The following is a 16,400-nucleotide window of genomic DNA, read 5'->3' as shown; positions in this document are numbered from 1 at the left end:
GCGCTTAACGGTTTGCCGCAACCGGGCGCACGAGCGGCGTGACACGACGGATGGTCACGCGCCGGTTCTGCTGTTCGGCAGCCTGCGTGCGGATCTTGAGGTAACGCTCGCCATACCCCTGGACCGTCATGTTTTCCGGCGGGATGCCGTAAACCTCGGTGAGCAGGTTGGCGACCGTTTCGGCGCGCTGGTCCGAAAGCACGAGGTTCGAGCGGTCGGAACCGACAGCATCCGTATGACCTTCGATGAGGAAGACCTCACCCGGGTCCTTCGCCAGCACCTTCTCCATCGCCGCGGCGACCTTGCGGAGCGTCTTGGCCTGGGCGAGCGGCACTTCGGCAGAGCCCGACGGGAAGGTGATGGTGTCGAGATCGATACGGCGAACCTTGTCGCGCAGGCGGGCCGACGACTTCACTTCCTCGATCGAGTAGACGCGTTCCACCCGTTCGACCGGCGGCCGGGCGAGGAAGTCGTAATAGTCACGGTCCGGAGCGTCCGACATCGTCACGATGTAGTCGTTGAGCGGAACCGTAAGACGCATCGGCGGCAGGCTGTAGCCCACGTCGACATAGACGCGCGGGCGGTCCGTGTCGGCCTCGGGTGCGTAGAACAGCACGTATTCGTCGCCGTCCTCCGTGATTCGCGAGCGCTGGATGATATCGCCGTAGCGGTTGTAGATCGTGACGATCCGCGTTCCGCTTCCGCGCACCACGGTCTCGCGGACGCGACCACGCGACAGCTCTTCGTAGTAGCTGTCCTCGGCGTCGTAACGGATACGCTGGCGCTCGTCGCCGCGAACGACGATCTGGTTGCCGACATTGATGATCGTCCGGTCGTCGATCTGCTCGATGACCTTCACTTCCGTGACCTGGTTGGACACGTTGTTCTGGATCACCGTGTTGTTGGTCACATTGGTGACGTTCGTCACGTTGTTGATGACCGTCTGCGGAACCTGGAAGGTGGGGGCAGCATCGAGCCTAGTTCCCTCTTCCTTGATCGCCGCATCGAGGGTCTGTTGCTCGACCTGGATTGCTTCGGCCTGCGCAGCCGCATCGCTCTCCGGCGGCGGCGCGACCGGCTCTTCCGACCTCAACTGCATGCGCTGTTCACGCACGCCCTCGCCTCCGGTGTTGTCCGCATCCTTGTCGCTGTCGAGAACGGCGGCGCCATTGTCGACCGGCAGGACGACCGTCTCGGCCGTCTTGGAGGGGTCTTCGGCGATCTGCAGCTTCTCTTCTTCGGTGCGAGTGTCGACGATTTCCGGGACGGGTGCCTCTTCCGGGGGCTCTACGGCCGGGATCACGGCCTGCTCACCCTGCTGTTCCGGAGCCTGGTCGGCGGACGACTGGTCGGGAGTGGCCGGAGCCTCACCCTGAGTAGCGTCCGGGGCGGGTGCCTGCTGTTCCTCGGCAGGTACCTGCTCCTCCGCCGGTGCCTGTTCTTCGGCCGGTGCCTGTTGTTCCTCCGCCGGCGCCTGTTCTTCGGCTGGTGCCTGCTGCTCTTCGGCAGGCGCCTGTTCCTCGGCCGGAGCCTGTTGTTCCTCCGCCGGCGCCTGTTCTTCGGCCGGTGCCTGCTGCTCCTCGGCCGGCGCCTGTTCTTCGGCCGGTGCCTGCTGCTCTTCGGCAGGCGCCTGTTCCTCAGTCGGAGCCTGTTGTTCCTCTGCCGGAGCCTGCTCTTCTGCGGGAGCCTGCTGCTCCTCGACGGGCGCTTGCTCTTCGGTCGGGGCCTGCTCCTCTGCCGGAGCCTGCGGCTCTTCCGCAGGGGGCTGTTGTTCCTCTACAGGCGGCTGCTCCTCGGCAGGAGCCTGCTCCTCAGCAGGAGCCTGCTGCTCCTCTGCCGGAGCCTGTTCTTCGACAGGCGCTTTCTCTTCGGCCGGGGCCTGTTCTTCGACGGGCGGCGGCTCTTCAGCCGGCGCCTGTTCCTCAGCGGGAGCCTGTTCCTCGACGGGCGCCTGCTCCTCAGGGGGAGCCTGTTCCTCTACCGGCGGCGGCTCCTCGGCTGGCGGCTGCTCCTCGGCGGGGGCCTGTTCCTCTGCCGGAGCCTGCGGACATGCGTCGGCCGACTCGGCCTCGCTTCCGTCGCCGCAGGTGACCTGCGCGACAAGAATTCCCTGCTCCCCGCGAGCGGACGGGGCGACAGCCTCCTGAGCCTGCGAGACGGCGCGCGCGGCCACCGGCTCCACGACGACGGCCGCCGAGAGAACCGGCAGGGCGACCGTGGCGAACAGTTTTGATCTCAAAGTCATTTCGTTTTCCTTGTGACGCGTGTCTCCACGCACTTTCGAGGAGCGAACAAGAGAAGACGGCATTGTTGTGTCCGCCTCACTAGTCCTCCCGCTCCTGATCAACGGACCGTAGTTTGCGACAAATTAACCGTAGCTGAACGGAAAAAGTTTCATGCGCCGGCGGAATTAAGCGCCGTGAGCAATACTGTTGCTCGTCATGCCGCGAACTCGACAGTCTCATGCGTTTTTTGGATAACGGCGTCTTTGCTGTTGATTTTCCGCGAAAAAGAGTAGGAATATCGCCGCAGGCCCGGCACGTTCGGTGCCGCCATCCCAGTGAGCGCGGGAACAACAACCGCGCGGATGACCAACAGAGAGGATCACTATGCGTATCTCCACCCGTTTCTTTGCAGCGGTGTCTATTGCCGCCCTGTCGCTTTTCGCGGGCAGCGCCATGGCCGAAGGCGAAAAGCTGATCATCGGCACCGAGGGCGCCTACCCGCCCTTCAACAACCTGCAGGCCGACGGCACCCTGGTCGGCTTCGACATCGACATCGCCAAGGCACTCTGCGAAGAAATGAAGGTCGAATGCGAATTCGTCACCCAGGACTGGGACGGCATCATCCCCGCCTTGCAGGCGAAGAAGTTCGACGCGATCATCGCCTCCATGTCGATCACACCGGAACGGCTGGAAAAGGTCGACTTCTCGAAGAAGTACTACAATACGCCGCCGGCAATTGCCGTTGCGAAGGACTCGCCGATCAAGTCGGTCGAGGACCTGAAGGGCAAGGTTCTCGGTGCGCAGTCCTCGACGACTCACGCCAACTATGCCGAAAAGCATCTCGCCGACTCGGAGCTGAAGCTCTATCCGACCGCCGACGAATACAAGCTCGACCTCGCTGACGGCCGCGCCGATGCGGTCATCGACGACATCGTCGTCCTGTCGGAATGGGTCAAGAGCGACGCCGGCGCGTGCTGCAAGATCCTCCAGCCCATGCCGGTCGACATCGAGATCAACGGCGAAGGTGCCGGCATTGCCGTCCGCAAGGGAGAGACCGCGCTCGCCGACAAGTTCACGGCCGCGATCGCCGCGATCCGTGCGAACGGCAAGTACAAGGAAATCAACGACAAGTACTTCGATTTCGACGTTTACGGCGAATAATCGCCGGACTGGAAATCGCTCACGGATGGCGGAAGGCAGGTTCTTCCGCCATTTACGTTTCGGCGAAGCGGAAATAAAGACAAGGCGGCGCAGACCGCGACAGGGGACTAGGCATGAGCGGATTACTTTCCGCGATCGGCGCACTTTGGGCCTGGGTGCAGTATACGTTTGATCCGTTCTGCGGACCGGCAGGCCTCTTCACTCTCTTCGGCTCCTCTCTCGTGTCGTGTGGCACCGAAGGCTGGGGCGACGAAATCGCCTTTGGCGTGAAGGTCACCGTGACGCTATCCTTGGCGACCTTGCCCATCGGCCTGCTGATCGGCTTCATGATCGCGCTCGCCATGCAGTCGCAGGACAAGATCCTGAGGCTGGCCGGCGGCATCTACACGACGATCTTCCGCGGCCTTCCGGAGCTCCTCACGCTCTTCATCGTCTATTACGGCCTGCAGATGGCGATCCAGGCCGTGCTCAACGCCTTCGGCTACGACGAACGCGTCGAAATCAACGCCTTCGTTTCCGGCATGATCGCCTTGTCGGTCGTATTTTCCTCGTACTGTTCGGAAGTGCTGCTTTCGGCCTTCCGCGCCATTCCACAGGGTCAGTACGAAGCCGGCGACGCGCTCGGCCTCCACCGCGCACGAACGATGCGCCTCGTCATCCTGCCGCAGCTGATCCGTATTGCCCTGCCTGGCCTCGGAAACCTCTGGATGAACCTTCTGAAGGATACGGCACTCGTTTCGGTCATCGGGCTCACCGACATCCTGCGCCAGACGGGCGTTGCCGCGAAGGTCAGCAAGGAAGCCTTCTTCTTCTACGTGCTGGCCTGCGGCCTCTATCTCGGACTCGCCGTCCTGTCTTCCGGGGGGCTGAGCCTCATCGACCGCTGGAGCCATCGTGCGGAGGCACGCCGATGAGCTACACGACCGAACTCATCGCTCCCCGCCCCGCCCCCGTCATGCCGCCCAAGCCGCCGACCGCGAGCCGCCTGATCGGCTATGCCGGGCTCGCCCTCTGGGCGCTGCTGGCGCTCTCGCTGGCCTACATGATGGTCAGCAACTGGGACACCGACAAATTCGTCAAGTACGGGCCGCGCTACCTCTCCGGACTCTGGGTCACGGCAACGCTCGTCTTCGCCTCCATCTTTTTCGGCGCCGTCCTTTCGATGCCGATCGCCTTTGCCAGGATGTCGAAGAACCGGGTGCTGAACGCGATTTCCTACGCCTATGTCTACGTGTTCCGCGGGACGCCGCTGCTCGCCCAGATCTATCTCATCTATTACGGTCTCGGCAGCTTCCGTCCGCAGATCGAGGCGCTCGGCCTCTGGTGGTTCTTCCGTGAGGCCTGGTACTGCGCACTGCTGTCGATGACCATGAACACGGCCGCCTACCAGGCCGAAATCCTGCGCGGCGCGATCCAGAGCGTTCCGAACGGCCAGATCGAGGGCGCGAAGTCTCTCGGCCTCTCGCGCTTCGTCACGTTCTGGAAGATCATCCTGCCGCAGGCCCTCATCGTCGCACTTCGCCCTTACGGCAACGAGATCGTGCTGATGATCAAGGGCTCGGCGGTCGTCGCGGTCGTCACCGTCCTCGATCTCATGGGCCAGACCCGCTACACCTTCTCGCGCACCTTCGACTATCAGGCCTATCTCTGGGCTGCGGTCTTCTACCTGTCGATCGTCGAGACCATGCGCCACGTCTGGGCGGCTCTCGAAGCCCGCCTGACCCGCCACCTCAAACGGTAACCTCACGGCGCCGCCCCGCAAGACAGGCAGGGCGGCGCTGGCAGCACTCGGCGGCGAACGCTGCCAACCATCTGATTGAAAACGTACATTTTCCGAAATTCGAGCAAATATTAAGCCTCGCTTAAGCAAAGCGGTGCTTCCATGATTGTGTCTGGTAAAGACCCCGTCGGGGTACAACAGAAGCGGCAAACGCCATTCGTTCCGGCGGGAAAGCAATGGGAACAGCGTTGCGAGGCTGCGATGAACCACGACATGGAAATGATGCTGAAGGGCTACGGCCTGACCACCGCACAAATCCTCTACCGAATGCCCGACCACCCGGCAGTGCTGCAGACCTATGTCTGGCAACACTATGATCTCGCGCCGGAATTTCCGGAGATGAAGAGCTTCCTGAAATTCTGGCAGGAGAAGCTCGACGGACCGCTCCATTCCGTCTGCTACGTCCACCGCCGGCTGATCGGTGCCAACGAGTGGCGTGCATTGAAGGGTGAGTTCATCCTCCACTGAGAGGATGTCACACATGGACCTCGCCGTGGGCGAATTCGCCCTCGTCGGGTTCCTTGTGAAAGGCAGCATAGAGAATTCCCGCGTGCCAGAGGCCGACAATCGCCAGCACGACCCAGCCCGGTACGGCTCCGAGCGCTGCATTGTCGACCAGTTGCGCCAGCGAATGGACCATGTCCGCACGCGGCTGGTCCGGCAGGAGTTTCGGCGTCGATATCTTGAGTGTCCAGGCAAGCAGGAGGATGAGATACATCCAGCAGTAGTTCCGGCGGATGCGGCGGAAAAAAGCCTCGCGGTAGCCGATGAGGAAGGTCGGCTGGCGCAGGCTCTTGGCGATAGCCTCCGCCCAGTCCGGGCTAAGCCCGTCCTGTGGGCTCAGCGCCTGGGCAAAGTAGTAGCGCTCGAGTTGCCGCACACGCGCGCGATAGACGTCGAAGAAGCGATAGCGCCTGGCCTCGATCAACAGGAACAGTGAGACCAGCAGCATGGCGAAAAGCACGACGCCGTGATGGGACGTCGGTGTCGACAGAGACACCGAAAGCAGACCGGCGACAACGGTGATCGCCCAGTTGGAGCTCCGATCGATACGGTCGCGCCAGCTGATCATGCGGCCGATCTCGCCGCGGTAGTAATGAATAATCAGGTTCGCCTTCTCGGCGGACGTGACGGGCAGCGTCGGCGCGCTGCTCGGCTCACGCACCGCCGCCCCCAATGAAGGCTCATCGGCCATTTCTCCCCCCTGAACGCAAGAGTCATCTGATCACTTTCCACAACGGGAAAGTCGGCCCTGCGGTTCCAGGCGCCTGCATTGCCAAATGCACCCGGAGCCTGTAGACCCGAGCCTCGCGCCAACGGCGCTGGAACAGCTACGCCTCCCAAGGAACCTGAACATGGCAAAGATCGATGAGGAAGCCCTAGCAGAGGCCTACAACCGCGCGCTCGCGCTCGAAAAAGTGGGCGACATCGACGCTGCCGTCAAGGCCTATGAGGAAGTACTGGCGCTCGACCCCGAAGACCATGGCGGGGCGGCCGTCCGCATAGCCGCGCTCGGTCGCGGTGAGACGCCACCGAAGGCCCCCGACGCCTATGTCGAAACCCTCTTCGACCAGCACGCGGAAGCCTTCGAGGACATCCTCGTCGAACAGCTCGGCTACGCGGTGCCGATGATGGTGCGCCAGCGCCTGCAGGCACTCGGCCTCGGTCCGTTCCGGCGCATGCTCGACCTCGGCTGCGGCACCGGACTCACCGGCGGCACGCTCCGCGACATGGTCGGCGACATCACCGGCATCGACATCTCGGAGAACATGGTCGAGCTCGCCCACGAAAAGGACCTCTACGAGACGCTCTACGTCGCCGAAGTCGAGGACTTCCTCGAGGATAACGACGAGGAGGCCTTCGACCTCATCACCGCGACGGACGTGCTGCCCTATCTCGGCGCGCTCGAGCCGCTCTTCTTCGGCGCGTCCGAAAACATGGTGCCGGGCGGCATCTTCGCTTTTTCCTCCGAAACCCTCTCCGCCGAGGACGGCCGCGCCTACATCGTCGGCCCGCACCAGCGCTTCCTGCATTCGGAGGCTTATATCCGCGAACGGCTGCAACAGACCGGGTTCGAGATCATCGAGATCGATGACATCAACGTCCGCATGCAGGATGGCGAGCCGAGCCCCGGCCATCTGGTGATTGCGCGCCTGAAGGGCTGAACGGTCGCCGATAATCGGTCCGCCTCTCCCGGAGATCGCGATTGAGGAGCCGGCGTCTTTCCTCTAAAGCTTTCGCTGCAAACGAACTTTTGGGAGAGACGGCATGGCCAAGATTGCGTTCATCGGACTGGGCGTCATGGGATATCCCATGGCCGGACATCTGAAGGCGAAGGGAGGCCATGACCTCACCGTCTACAACCGGACGGCCGCCAAGGCCGAGAGTTGGGTGAAGCAGCACGGCGGCCGGTCGGCCACTACCCCGGCGGACGCGGCCCGCGATGCTGACTTCGTCTTCACCTGCGTCGGCAACGACGACGACCTCCGCTCCGTGACCATCGGCCCGGACGGCGTTCTTTCCGGTATGAAGGCGGGCGCCGTGCTGATCGACAACACCACCGCCTCTGCCGAGGTCGCCCGCGAACTCTATGAGGCCGCGAAGGCCAGAGGCTGCGCCTTCATCGACGCTCCCGTCTCCGGCGGTCAGGCAGGTGCCGAGAACGGCGTGCTGACGGTGATGTGCGGCGGTGACGAACAAGTCTTCGAACGCGCGCGGCCCGTGATCGACGCCTATGCGCGAATGGTCGGGCTCATGGGCCCCGCCGGTGCCGGCCAGCTCACCAAGATGGTAAACCAGATCTGCATCGCCGGCCTCGTCCAGGGCCTCGCCGAAGGGATTCACTTTGGCAAGAAAGCCGGCCTCGATATTGAAAAGGTTATCGAAGTCATCTCCAAGGGCGCGGCCGGCTCGTGGCAGATGGAAAACCGCTACAAGACGATGAACCAGGGCAAGTACGACTTCGGCTTCGCCGTCGACTGGATGCGCAAGGACCTCGACATCGTGCTCTCGGAAGCCCGCAGCAACGGCGCCGCCCTGCCCGTCACCGCACTCGTCGACCAGTTCTACGGCGAGGTGCAGAAGCTCGGCGGCAGGCGCTGGGACACCTCCTCGCTTCTCGCGCGGCTGGAAAAATGACCCTCGGACCGGCCGCGACCACAGGTGAGATCGTCACCTTCCTCAGAACGCTGAGGAATGACGAGAACATCGCCGGCATGGGCCGGTTCGGCATCGAGACCGACAATGCGCTCGGCATCTCCAACCCGGTGATGCAAAAGATCGCCCGGCAGGTGAAGAAGAACCCTGCCCGGGCGCTCGAACTCTGGGAGACCGGCATCCGGGAAGCAAGGATGCTGGCGCTCTACACGCTCGACCCGAAGACGCTGGACGCCGCGACGGCGCGCCGCCTCGCCGGCGATTTCGCCTCCTGGGAGATCGTCGATGCCGCCGCGGACCTCTTCGTGGCCGCACGACTCGAGGACCTCATTCCCGAATTCGCCGCCGATGCGCGTGAATTCGTGCGCCGCACCGCCTTTTCGATGATCGCCTCCGCCGCTGTGCACCTGAAGAAGGAGCCGGACGGTTTGATCCTCGGCTACTTGGTGCTCGTCGAAGCCCATGCGCAGGACGAACGCAACTTCGTCAGAAAGGCGGTGAACTGGGCGCTCCGCAACATCGGCAAGCGCAGCCGAAATTGCCACGGCCCGGCGCTCGCGCTGGCGCAGAAGCTCGCCACCGGTGCTGACAAGACCGCCCGCTGGACCGGCAAGGATGCCGTGCGCGAGCTTACGAGCGAAAAAGTGCTGGAACGCCTGAAGGACTGACCGCCCCGACGGGACGTGCTCAGTCCTCCTGGGATTTCTGGTTGTCGAGGAGCATGTAATCGAGCGGCAGCTCGGTCGTGTACTTGATCTGCTCCATGGCAAAGGCTGAAGAGACGTCGCGGATCTCGATGCGGGCGATCAGCCGCTTGTAGAAGGCGTCATAGGCGGCGATGTCCGGCACCACCACGCGCAGCAGATAGTCGACGTCGCCGCTCATGCGGTAGAATTCGACGACTTCCGGAAAATCCACCACCACTTCGGAGAAGCGCTTCAGCCACTCGATCGAATGGGTGTTGGTGCGGATCGACACGAAGACGGTGACCTTGGTGTTGACCTTGCCGGGATCGAGAAGCGCCACTCGGCGGCGAATGACGCCATCCTCCTCCATTTTCTGGATTCGGCGCCAGCAGGGGGTCGTGGAAAGCCCGACCTTCTTGGCCAGATCGGCCACGGCGAGCGTGGAGTCTTCCTGGAGTATGCGCAAAATCTTTCGGTCGAGACGGTCCATGCCATGATCCTTCGGAAAATTATTCCCGGTATAGCGGAGATTTTCCGTTTTGAAAGCTTACAAAGGCGAAGAACACAAACGATCCACTTCCTCGCGCAGGACCGGAAGCAACTCCTGCTCGAACCATGGATTCTTCTTCAGCCATACCGTGTTTCGCCAGCTCGGATGCGGCAGCGGCAGCACTCTCGGGCCGGGCGAGTCGACGTCGTGGAAGTAGTCACGCCAGCGCCGCACCGTGTCGCCGAGCGTTCGCTTCCGCCGGTTGCCGAGGTGCCAGGCCTGCGCATATTGCCCAACCGCCAGGACGAGCTCGATCTGCGGTATCGCGGCGATTACGCGATCGCGCCAGGCAGGCGCGCATTCAGGCCGCGGCGGCAGGTCGTGACCCTTGCTGTTGTAGCCGGGAAAGCAGAACCCCATCGGAACGATGGCGAAACGATCCGGGTCGTAGAAGGCCTCGCGATCCACGCCCATCCATTGCCGCAGGCGGTCGCCTGAGGCGTCGTTGAAGGGCAAGCCCGTCTCGTGCACCCGAAGACCGGGCGCCTGACCGGCGATCAGGATGCGCGCCGTCCCGGAAAGGACGGCGACCGGGCGCGGCTCGTGCGGCAGGCGGTATGCTGGCCCGCCCTGCGGATGGTCTCGGCAAATCCGGCACAGCGAAATCTCCCGACGCAATTCCTCCAGCCGATCATCGGCCATCGGCGCGCCCGTCAGAGCGCCGCACTCGGACGGGACGCGACCTCGCGGTACCAGCGCCACACATGGGCGAACTCGTCAGGACAGGTGATGCGTGCCGGCTTCATGAAGTCGAAGGCGATCATCGTCGTGATGTCGGCGATGGTATAGCGCTGTCCGGCGACATAAGGCCGCCCGGCAAGTTCGTCGTTCAGGAACCGCAGGAACTCGACAGCCTTCGGCTTGTTGACCTCACCCCATTCCGGCACCTGCGGCACCTCCCACGACACCATGGCCGGATGGATGTGCCGGAAGGCTGCGGCAACGGCGGCAAAATAGATGAGCTCGGCGCGGCGGTTCCACATCTCGACGATCGCCCGGTCCTTGGCATCGATCCCGAAGAGCGGCGGATCGGGTTGAAGCTCCTCGAAATAACGGCAGATCGCGACCGACTCGCAAAGCACTGTCCCGTCGTCGAGTTCGAGGATCGGAAGGCGCTGCAGCGGGTTCTTGGCGGTGAGTTCCGGCGCCTTGTGACCGAGGGTGTTCATGTCCACGGGCACGATCTCGACCTCGATGCCCTTCTCCTTCAAAAACACCGTCACCCGGCGCGGATTGGGCGCCCGTCCGCCATCGTAAAGCTTCATCTGTATCCTCCGTGGTCGGTCAATTGATACCAAAGAGGCGCCGGAGAAAAGCAAAAAGAAGGTCGCCCGTATCGGCGGCCGCCATCTCGCCGGCATCCAGGCTGTTCGCGCGTCGCCACACCTCCGGGCGGTCGAATTCCCCGCTCCAGATGCCGACGCCATCCCGGCGGGCGGCCGCCTCCTCCGCCGGATAGCCGCCATAGGAGACGGCAAACCCCTCCCGGACCATGAACGCGTTGACGTCGACCTCTCCCGTCCGGCAGTGCACCAGAAGGCGGTCATAGCGATCGAACGCGCCGCCCTTGCAGTGTAAGCTCGGAGCCGCCAGCAGCGCCGCGAGGCGGCGCCTTGCCTCGACACCGCAGCGCCACGCCTCTCCGTCGTGATGTCTGCATGTCTGCGAGAGCTCGGGCGCATCGATGCCTTCGAGCCTCGCCCGGCCCTTGCCATTGGCGAGCGTATCCCCGTCGATGGCGACGAGGTCGCCGGAGAAGTCCCGTTCCCCATCCCGATCGAGTTTGGCGATGATCAGCAGCGCGAGCAGCAACATGGCGACACCGACCACGCCGTCGCGAAGACTGCGCCGAAAACCCGTCACAATCCGGCCTTCTTCACGAACGAAGGCTTTTCGAGCATGGCAAACAAATCCTTTTCGAGAGCATCTTCTTAATCTTTTGCCGTTAGCCTCGCATCATCGCGCGACAGACGACATTTTGAAGCATGAGTAAAGGCGTCCCGACCACGGCCGACAAGAACATCGTCGACCTTTCCCGCAGCCACCGTAACAAGGCTGTGTCGAAAGCGGTTCGCACGATGCGCGAACGGCTGCAATCGAGCCACTCCGGATCCCCGGCCTTCGATCGCGAATTGCTCGGAATGCACGTCGACTCGGCCCTCCAGGGAGCGGCGGTCGTGCCGTTCATGGTCCTGCTCGCCGGCGGCCTCGGCGCCTATGTCAGCCTCGCTCCGTGGATATACTCCTGGGCACTGCTGACCCTCACGGTCCACTCACTCAACATCCTGCTCGCCCGTCACATCTCCAAACGCGACCGGGCGACGCTTGCGATCAAGAGATGGCGTCGCCTTCTGCTCCTCGGCCAGACTGGCATGGGCGTGTGCTGGGCGGTCTTTGCCCTACAGGGCTGCGACGACTGTACGGGCGACACCTTCGTCCTCTTCAAGGGCGCAGTGCTGCTTATCGTCCTGTCCGTTACCGCAATGGCCAACATGCTCCTGCGTGGTGCCGTGGTGTTCGGCTTCCTTCCGACGGTGGCAGCCCTCATCTACACCACCTCCACGACGCGCGCTCCTCTTGAGGCCGGCCTCCTCGGCATGTTCACGATCGCGCTCGTGTTCTTCTTCTTCATCACGCTCCGCCTCTATCAGAACAACCTCAAGCTTCTCTCCTTCCAGAGCGAGAAGGACGATCTCATCGCGGAGCTCGAGGTGGCGAAATCCCTTTCCGACGAGGCGCGTCGACGGGCCGAAGAGGCGAACCTCGCCAAATCTCGCTTCCTCGCCTCGATGTCACATGAGCTTCGCACGCCGCTCAACGCCATCCTCGGCTTTTCCGAAGTCATGGCGACGGAAGTGCTCGGGCCGCTCAACAACCCGCTCTACAAAGAATATTCCGACGACATCCATCGCTCGGGCCAGCACCTTCTCAACCTGATCAACGAGATTCTCGACCTGTCGCGCATCGAGGCGGGCAAGTTCGAACTGCATGAAGAAGCGGTTTCGCTGCTCGACCTCGCCGAAGACTGCATCGGCATGGTGCAACTGCGCGCGAAGGGCAAGAACATCACCATCGAGGAGCAGTTCGAAGAGAACCTGCCCGACGTCTGGGCCGACGAGAAGGCGATCCGTCAGGTCATCCTGAACCTGCTGTCGAACGCGGTAAAATTCACGCCGCAGGGCGGCGAAATCCTCGTGAAGGCCGGCTGGACCGCCGGCGGCGGCCAGTACGTCTCGATCCGCGACAACGGCCCCGGCATCCCCGAAAACGAAATCCCGATCGTGCTCTCGGCCTTCGGACAGGGCTCGGTCGCGATCAAGAGCGCAGAACAGGGAACCGGCCTCGGCCTGCCGATCGTGCAGGCGATCCTTGCCAAGCACGGCGGCGAATTCAAGCTGAAGTCGAAACTGCGGGAAGGCACGGAAGTGATCGCCATCCTGCCCGCGCGCCGCGTGCTGCAGAGCATTCCGGCCGTCTCCGAAACGCAGGCCGTGCAGCCGCGCCGGCGGCAGTTCGCCTGAACCTGACGGTCAGCGCGCCACTGAGCGGTCTTCAGAAGAAGACGGTATAGGCGAAGAACCCGGCATTCGCGACAAGAAGACAGAAAACCGCGAAGGAACCGAGATCCTTGGCGTTGCGTCCAACCGTCGAGATTTCCGGTGACACCCGGTCGACAAGCTCCTCGATCGCCGTATTGAGGGCCTCGACGGCGAAGAGCAGCAGCATCAGGACGAGGTAGGTCACGACCTCGCTGAAGCTGGCGCCGATCAGCCACAGCAGGACAAGACCGGCGCCGAAGGCGAGCAATTCGTGGCGGAAGGCCGACTCCTCGTAAAGCCTCAGAAAACCTTGCAGCGAATAACGTGAGGCCGCAAAGAAATGCGCGATGCCCGTTTCCTTGCGGATGGGATTGCTCGTGTCGTCGGCGGAGGCCGCGGTGTGGCGCTTCTCTTCAGCCATCGGTCTGGTTGCTCACGCCCGCGCTCTCGAACGTCGCCATGCCGGAATGGCAGGCCGCTGCGGCCTTGACGATCCCGGCGGCAAGGGCCGCACCCGAGCCTTCGCCGAGGCGCATGCCGAGCGCCAGAAGCGGCGTCTTGCCGAGCTTCTCGATGGCCTTCAGGTGGCCCGGTTCCCCGGACACGTGGCCGATGAGGCAATGGTCGAGCGCCGAGGGATTGGCAGCCTTGAGGATAGCCGCGGCCGAGGTCGCAACGTACCCGTCGATCAGGACCGGAATGCGCTGCACGCGGGCGGCCAGGATGGCGCCGGCCATGGCGGCGATCTCGCGCCCGCCGAGGCGCCGCAGGACCTCGAGCGGATCGTCGAGATGGGCGCGGTGGAACTCGACGGCCGTCTTCACGGCGTTGATCTTGCGTTCCAAAAGCTCGCCATGCGAACCGGTGCCGGGACCGACCCATTCCTCGGCCGTGCCGCCGTAGAGTGCGAGGTTGATCGCCGCTGCGATCGTCGTATTGCCGATCCCCATCTCACCGATGCAGAGCAGATCGGTGCCGCCGGCGATGGCTTCCATGCCGAAGGCCATGGTGGCGGCGCAGTCACGCTCGGAGAGTGCGGCCTCGCAGGTGATGTCCCCGGTCGGGTAGTCGAGCGCGAGGTCGAAGATCTTGAGCCCGAGGTCGAAGGTCGAGCAGATCTGGTTGATCGCGGCTCCGCCGGCGGCGAAATTCTCGACCATCTGCTGGGTGACGGATGGCGGGAACGGCGTGATGCCGTGTTTGGTGACGCCGTGGTTGCCGGCGAAGATCGCCACCAGCGGACGATTGACCGCCGGCGGACGACCGGTCCAGGCGGCGAGCCACATGGCGATCTCCTCGAGCCGGCCGAGCGAACCCGGCGGCTTGGTCAGCTGCCGGTCCCGGTCACGCGCGGCAACGAGGGCGGCGGCCTCCGGCCCCGGCAGGTCGCGCAGCAGCGCACGGAAATCGTCGAACGGCAGGCCGGTCACAGTCATGAAGGAGGCTTCCTTGTCTTTTTCCGCCAAATCGGCTTTGTGGGTTCCTCTAATACTGAGCGCCGGCCACCGCAACAACCGAAATTGCGGCCAATGCTGTCGCGAACGCAACGGAGCACCAGGCGGCCATGGTTTTGCGCGAATTCCTCAACGATACGGCAAGGGCCGTCGGTTTCCTGAGCCGGATCCCCGTCCCGGGACATGTCTTCGAGGGGTCTGACGGCAGGCTCTCGCGAACGGTGCGTGCCTTCGCCGCGGCAGGGGTGGTGATTGCATTGCCTGGTGCCGCGGTTCTCGCGTTCATGCTCGCGGCAGGCGCCGGCCCGTTGCTCGCCGCGGTCTGCGCCATCACGACGCAGGTGCTGACAATCGGCGCCCTCCACGAGGACGCCCTCGGCGACGCGGCCGACGGCTTCGGTGGCGGACGTGACCGCGAACACGCGCTTGAGATCATGAAGGACAGTCGCGTCGGCTCCTATGGCGCGGTAGCGCTGGTGCTCATTCTCAGCCTCAGGATCGCCGCACTTTCTGAGCTCGCGATGGAGACTTCGTCGCTTGCCGCGGCGGCCTGCGTGGTCGGCGTCGCCGCGCTCAGCCGAACGCTGATGGTCTGGCACTGGTCGGCGCTGCCCTCCGCCCGCACACAAGGGGTGGCCGCCGCTGCGGGCATGCCGGAGAAGCCCGCCCTGCAGACGGCGCTCGTGAGCGGCGCGATCCTCGCGGTCCTCTTCGTTCTGCCCGCCACGTCGCTCTTCACGACGATCGTCACCCTGGCGACAGCGGCCTTCGCCGCCGCCGTCTTCACCTCCCTGACCAGGAAGAAGCTCCAGGGCCATACCGGCGATACGATCGGCGCGACGCAGCAGGTCTGCGAGGCCGCAGCGCTCATCGCCCTTGCAGTGAGTTCCTGACCGGACGATATAGAGGACGCACCACAAGGACCGCCGATGGAATCGCCCTGCATCCTCGTCTGCTCGATCGACACGAAGACCGGTTTCTGCTTCGGCTGCGGCCGGACCAGGGACGAGATCGCACTCTGGACCTCCTATTCGGACGCCGAGCGCAGGACGATCATGACCAGCCTCCCCGCAAGGCTCGAAACCGTCGAGCGCAAGCCGCGCCGCGAGACCCGCCGCAGCCGTATGGCGCGGGAGCGTGAGAACGGCTGATGCGGCTCCTCGTCGTCTTCCTCATTCTCGGCTTCGGCCTCGTCGTCCTCCTGTTCACCAACGGCGGCGCCCGCAACTTCGGCATGGACGACGACAGTTTCGGCGAGATGATCCGGCTGTTGCCCTTCGCCCTGCTGCTCTCCGTCGGCATCCTTGCAAGCCGGCGAAGCCTCGGCGAAACGGTGCGCCAGATGGCGCTCTGGCTGCTCATCATCCTGGCACTGGTCACCGGTTATCTCTATCGCGGCGAGCTCCGCTCCGTCGGCGAGCGGCTGCTGGCCGGGCTTGTCCCCGGCCGGGCCGTGGTGGTGACGGCAAGCGACGGCGGCGCCGAGGTGGTGCTGCAGAAATCCCTCGGCGGTCATTTCGTGACGAGCGTCGATGTCGACGGCGTATCGGTGCCGATGGTCGTCGACACGGGCGCGAGTTCGGTCGCCCTGAGTTACGAGGACGCCCTGCGGATCGGCATCGATCCGGCGCGCCTGAACTTCACCCGGACGATCCTGACGGCCAATGGCCGCGCCATGGCCGCACCGGCGAGGCTCCGGCAGGTGGCGATCGGCCCGATTCTTCGCACGGATGTCGAGGGGCTCGTGGTCGAGGATGGCAAACTCGACCAAAGCCTGCTCGGCATGAGCTTCCTGTCCACCCTGCAGTCGCTGCAGATGCAGTCGGACGAACTGCGCCTCAGGGACTGA

The 16,400-nt window shown here is 63.9% G+C and carries 18 protein-coding genes and 1 pseudogene; 11 read left to right on the top strand and 8 right to left on the bottom strand.

The annotated features are described in order from the left end of the window. Positions 1–4: 4 nt before the first annotated feature. A complete protein-coding gene (locus tag EUU22_RS14235) occupies positions 5–2,245 on the bottom strand; it encodes an OmpA family protein (RefSeq protein WP_129332628.1) in 2,241 nt (746 codons plus the stop codon). A gap of 364 nt (positions 2,246–2,609) precedes the next feature. Here EUU22_RS14235 and EUU22_RS14230 point away from each other — a divergent pair, with 364 nt between their 5' ends. The 4 genes from EUU22_RS14230 (at position 2,610) to EUU22_RS14215 (ending at position 5,634) form a co-directional block, all read left to right on the top strand. After that, on the top strand, positions 2,610–3,386 hold the full coding sequence (locus tag EUU22_RS14230; protein ID WP_129332627.1) for an ABC transporter substrate-binding protein: 777 nt from the start codon (positions 2,610–2,612) through the stop codon (positions 3,384–3,386). A gap of 113 nt (positions 3,387–3,499) precedes the next feature. Beyond that, a complete protein-coding gene (locus EUU22_RS14225) occupies positions 3,500–4,300 on the top strand; it encodes an ABC transporter permease (protein WP_129332626.1) in 801 nt (266 codons plus the stop codon). After that, positions 4,297–5,127 carry an ABC transporter permease gene (locus EUU22_RS14220; RefSeq protein WP_129332625.1) on the top strand — a complete coding sequence of 277 codons (831 nt, stop codon included), beginning with the start codon at positions 4,297–4,299 and terminating at the stop codon, positions 5,125–5,127. The genes EUU22_RS14225 and EUU22_RS14220 overlap by 4 nt, the downstream gene beginning before the upstream one ends. A gap of 240 nt (positions 5,128–5,367) precedes the next feature. Further along, positions 5,368–5,634 (top strand): usg protein, encoded by a 267-nt coding sequence (locus tag EUU22_RS14215; protein ID WP_112685169.1) that lies wholly within the window; start codon positions 5,368–5,370, stop codon positions 5,632–5,634. 7 nt (positions 5,635–5,641) lie between these two features. On the opposite strand, the gene EUU22_RS14210 is transcribed toward EUU22_RS14215, so the two are convergent. Beyond that, complete coding sequence (locus tag EUU22_RS14210) at positions 5,642–6,361, bottom strand: DUF2270 domain-containing protein (RefSeq protein WP_129332624.1); 720 nt, start codon at positions 6,359–6,361, stop codon at positions 5,642–5,644. A gap of 160 nt (positions 6,362–6,521) precedes the next feature. Here EUU22_RS14210 and EUU22_RS14205 point away from each other — a divergent pair, with 160 nt between their 5' ends. The 3 genes and pseudogenes from EUU22_RS14205 (at position 6,522) to EUU22_RS14195 (ending at position 8,990) form a co-directional block, all read left to right on the top strand. Continuing rightward, complete coding sequence (locus tag EUU22_RS14205) at positions 6,522–7,331, top strand: class I SAM-dependent methyltransferase (protein ID WP_129332623.1); 810 nt, start codon at positions 6,522–6,524, stop codon at positions 7,329–7,331. 94 nt (positions 7,332–7,425) lie between these two features. Then, a pseudogene (locus tag EUU22_RS14200) lies at positions 7,426–8,304 on the top strand (NAD(P)-dependent oxidoreductase); the annotation flags it as partial. Beyond that, on the top strand, positions 8,301–8,990 hold the full coding sequence (locus EUU22_RS14195; protein ID WP_129332621.1) for a DNA alkylation repair protein: 690 nt from the start codon (positions 8,301–8,303) through the stop codon (positions 8,988–8,990). The pseudogene EUU22_RS14200 and the gene EUU22_RS14195, both read left to right, overlap by 4 nt. A 19-nt stretch (positions 8,991–9,009) precedes the next feature. Here the strand turns inward: EUU22_RS14195 and EUU22_RS14190 are convergent, their stop codons facing one another. Genes EUU22_RS14190 through EUU22_RS14175 form a run of 4 tightly spaced genes read right to left on the bottom strand, consistent with a single transcriptional unit; the run spans position 9,010 to position 11,421 of the window. After that, positions 9,010–9,498, bottom strand: coding sequence for an Lrp/AsnC family transcriptional regulator (locus EUU22_RS14190; RefSeq protein WP_129332620.1), 489 nt, complete (start codon positions 9,496–9,498; stop codon positions 9,010–9,012). 57 nt (positions 9,499–9,555) lie between these two features. Continuing rightward, positions 9,556–10,200: a uracil-DNA glycosylase family protein gene (locus tag EUU22_RS14185; protein WP_129332619.1), complete on the bottom strand. Its 645-nt coding sequence runs from the start codon at positions 10,198–10,200 to the stop codon at positions 9,556–9,558. An 11-nt stretch (positions 10,201–10,211) separates the two neighbouring features. Next, on the bottom strand, positions 10,212–10,823 hold the full coding sequence (locus EUU22_RS14180) for a glutathione S-transferase family protein (RefSeq protein ID WP_129332618.1): 612 nt from the start codon (positions 10,821–10,823) through the stop codon (positions 10,212–10,214). 19 nt (positions 10,824–10,842) lie between these two features. Next, a complete protein-coding gene (locus tag EUU22_RS14175; protein WP_245485035.1) occupies positions 10,843–11,421 on the bottom strand; it encodes a thermonuclease family protein in 579 nt (192 codons plus the stop codon). A 122-nt stretch (positions 11,422–11,543) separates the two neighbouring features. Here EUU22_RS14175 and EUU22_RS14170 point away from each other — a divergent pair, with 122 nt between their 5' ends. After that, positions 11,544–13,079, top strand: a complete 1,536-nt coding sequence (locus EUU22_RS14170; RefSeq protein ID WP_129332616.1) for a sensor histidine kinase — start codon at positions 11,544–11,546, stop codon at positions 13,077–13,079. A 31-nt stretch (positions 13,080–13,110) separates the two neighbouring features. Here EUU22_RS14170 and EUU22_RS14165 read toward each other — a convergent pair whose 3' ends face one another. Both EUU22_RS14165 and cobT read right to left on the bottom strand, forming a co-directional pair. Next, positions 13,111–13,518 carry a diacylglycerol kinase gene (locus EUU22_RS14165; RefSeq protein WP_129332615.1) on the bottom strand — a complete coding sequence of 136 codons (408 nt, stop codon included), beginning with the start codon at positions 13,516–13,518 and terminating at the stop codon, positions 13,111–13,113. Then, a complete protein-coding gene (gene cobT, locus EUU22_RS14160; RefSeq protein WP_129332614.1) occupies positions 13,511–14,533 on the bottom strand; it encodes a nicotinate-nucleotide--dimethylbenzimidazole phosphoribosyltransferase in 1,023 nt (340 codons plus the stop codon). Before cobT ends, EUU22_RS14165 begins: the two co-directional genes overlap by 8 nt. A gap of 128 nt (positions 14,534–14,661) precedes the next feature. Between cobT and EUU22_RS14155 the strand changes: the two genes are divergently transcribed. From EUU22_RS14155 to EUU22_RS14145, 3 genes are read left to right on the top strand one after another with little or no spacing between them, the layout of a single operon-like run. Next, entirely contained in the window at positions 14,662–15,444 is a 783-nt protein-coding gene (locus EUU22_RS14155) for an adenosylcobinamide-GDP ribazoletransferase (RefSeq protein WP_129332613.1), read from the top strand. 36 nt (positions 15,445–15,480) lie between these two features. Further along, entirely contained in the window at positions 15,481–15,702 is a 222-nt protein-coding gene (locus tag EUU22_RS14150) for a DUF1289 domain-containing protein (protein WP_129332612.1), read from the top strand. After that, entirely contained in the window at positions 15,699–16,400 is a 702-nt protein-coding gene (locus EUU22_RS14145; protein ID WP_129332611.1) for a TIGR02281 family clan AA aspartic protease, read from the top strand. The genes EUU22_RS14150 and EUU22_RS14145 overlap by 4 nt, the downstream gene beginning before the upstream one ends.

It is taken from the genome of Ciceribacter ferrooxidans (assembly GCF_004137355.1).
GTDB classification, from domain to species: Bacteria; Pseudomonadota; Alphaproteobacteria; order Rhizobiales; family Rhizobiaceae; genus Allorhizobium; species Allorhizobium ferrooxidans.
Note: the sequence above shows the minus strand (reverse complement) of the source record. Positions and strands in the feature narration are given on the sequence as shown.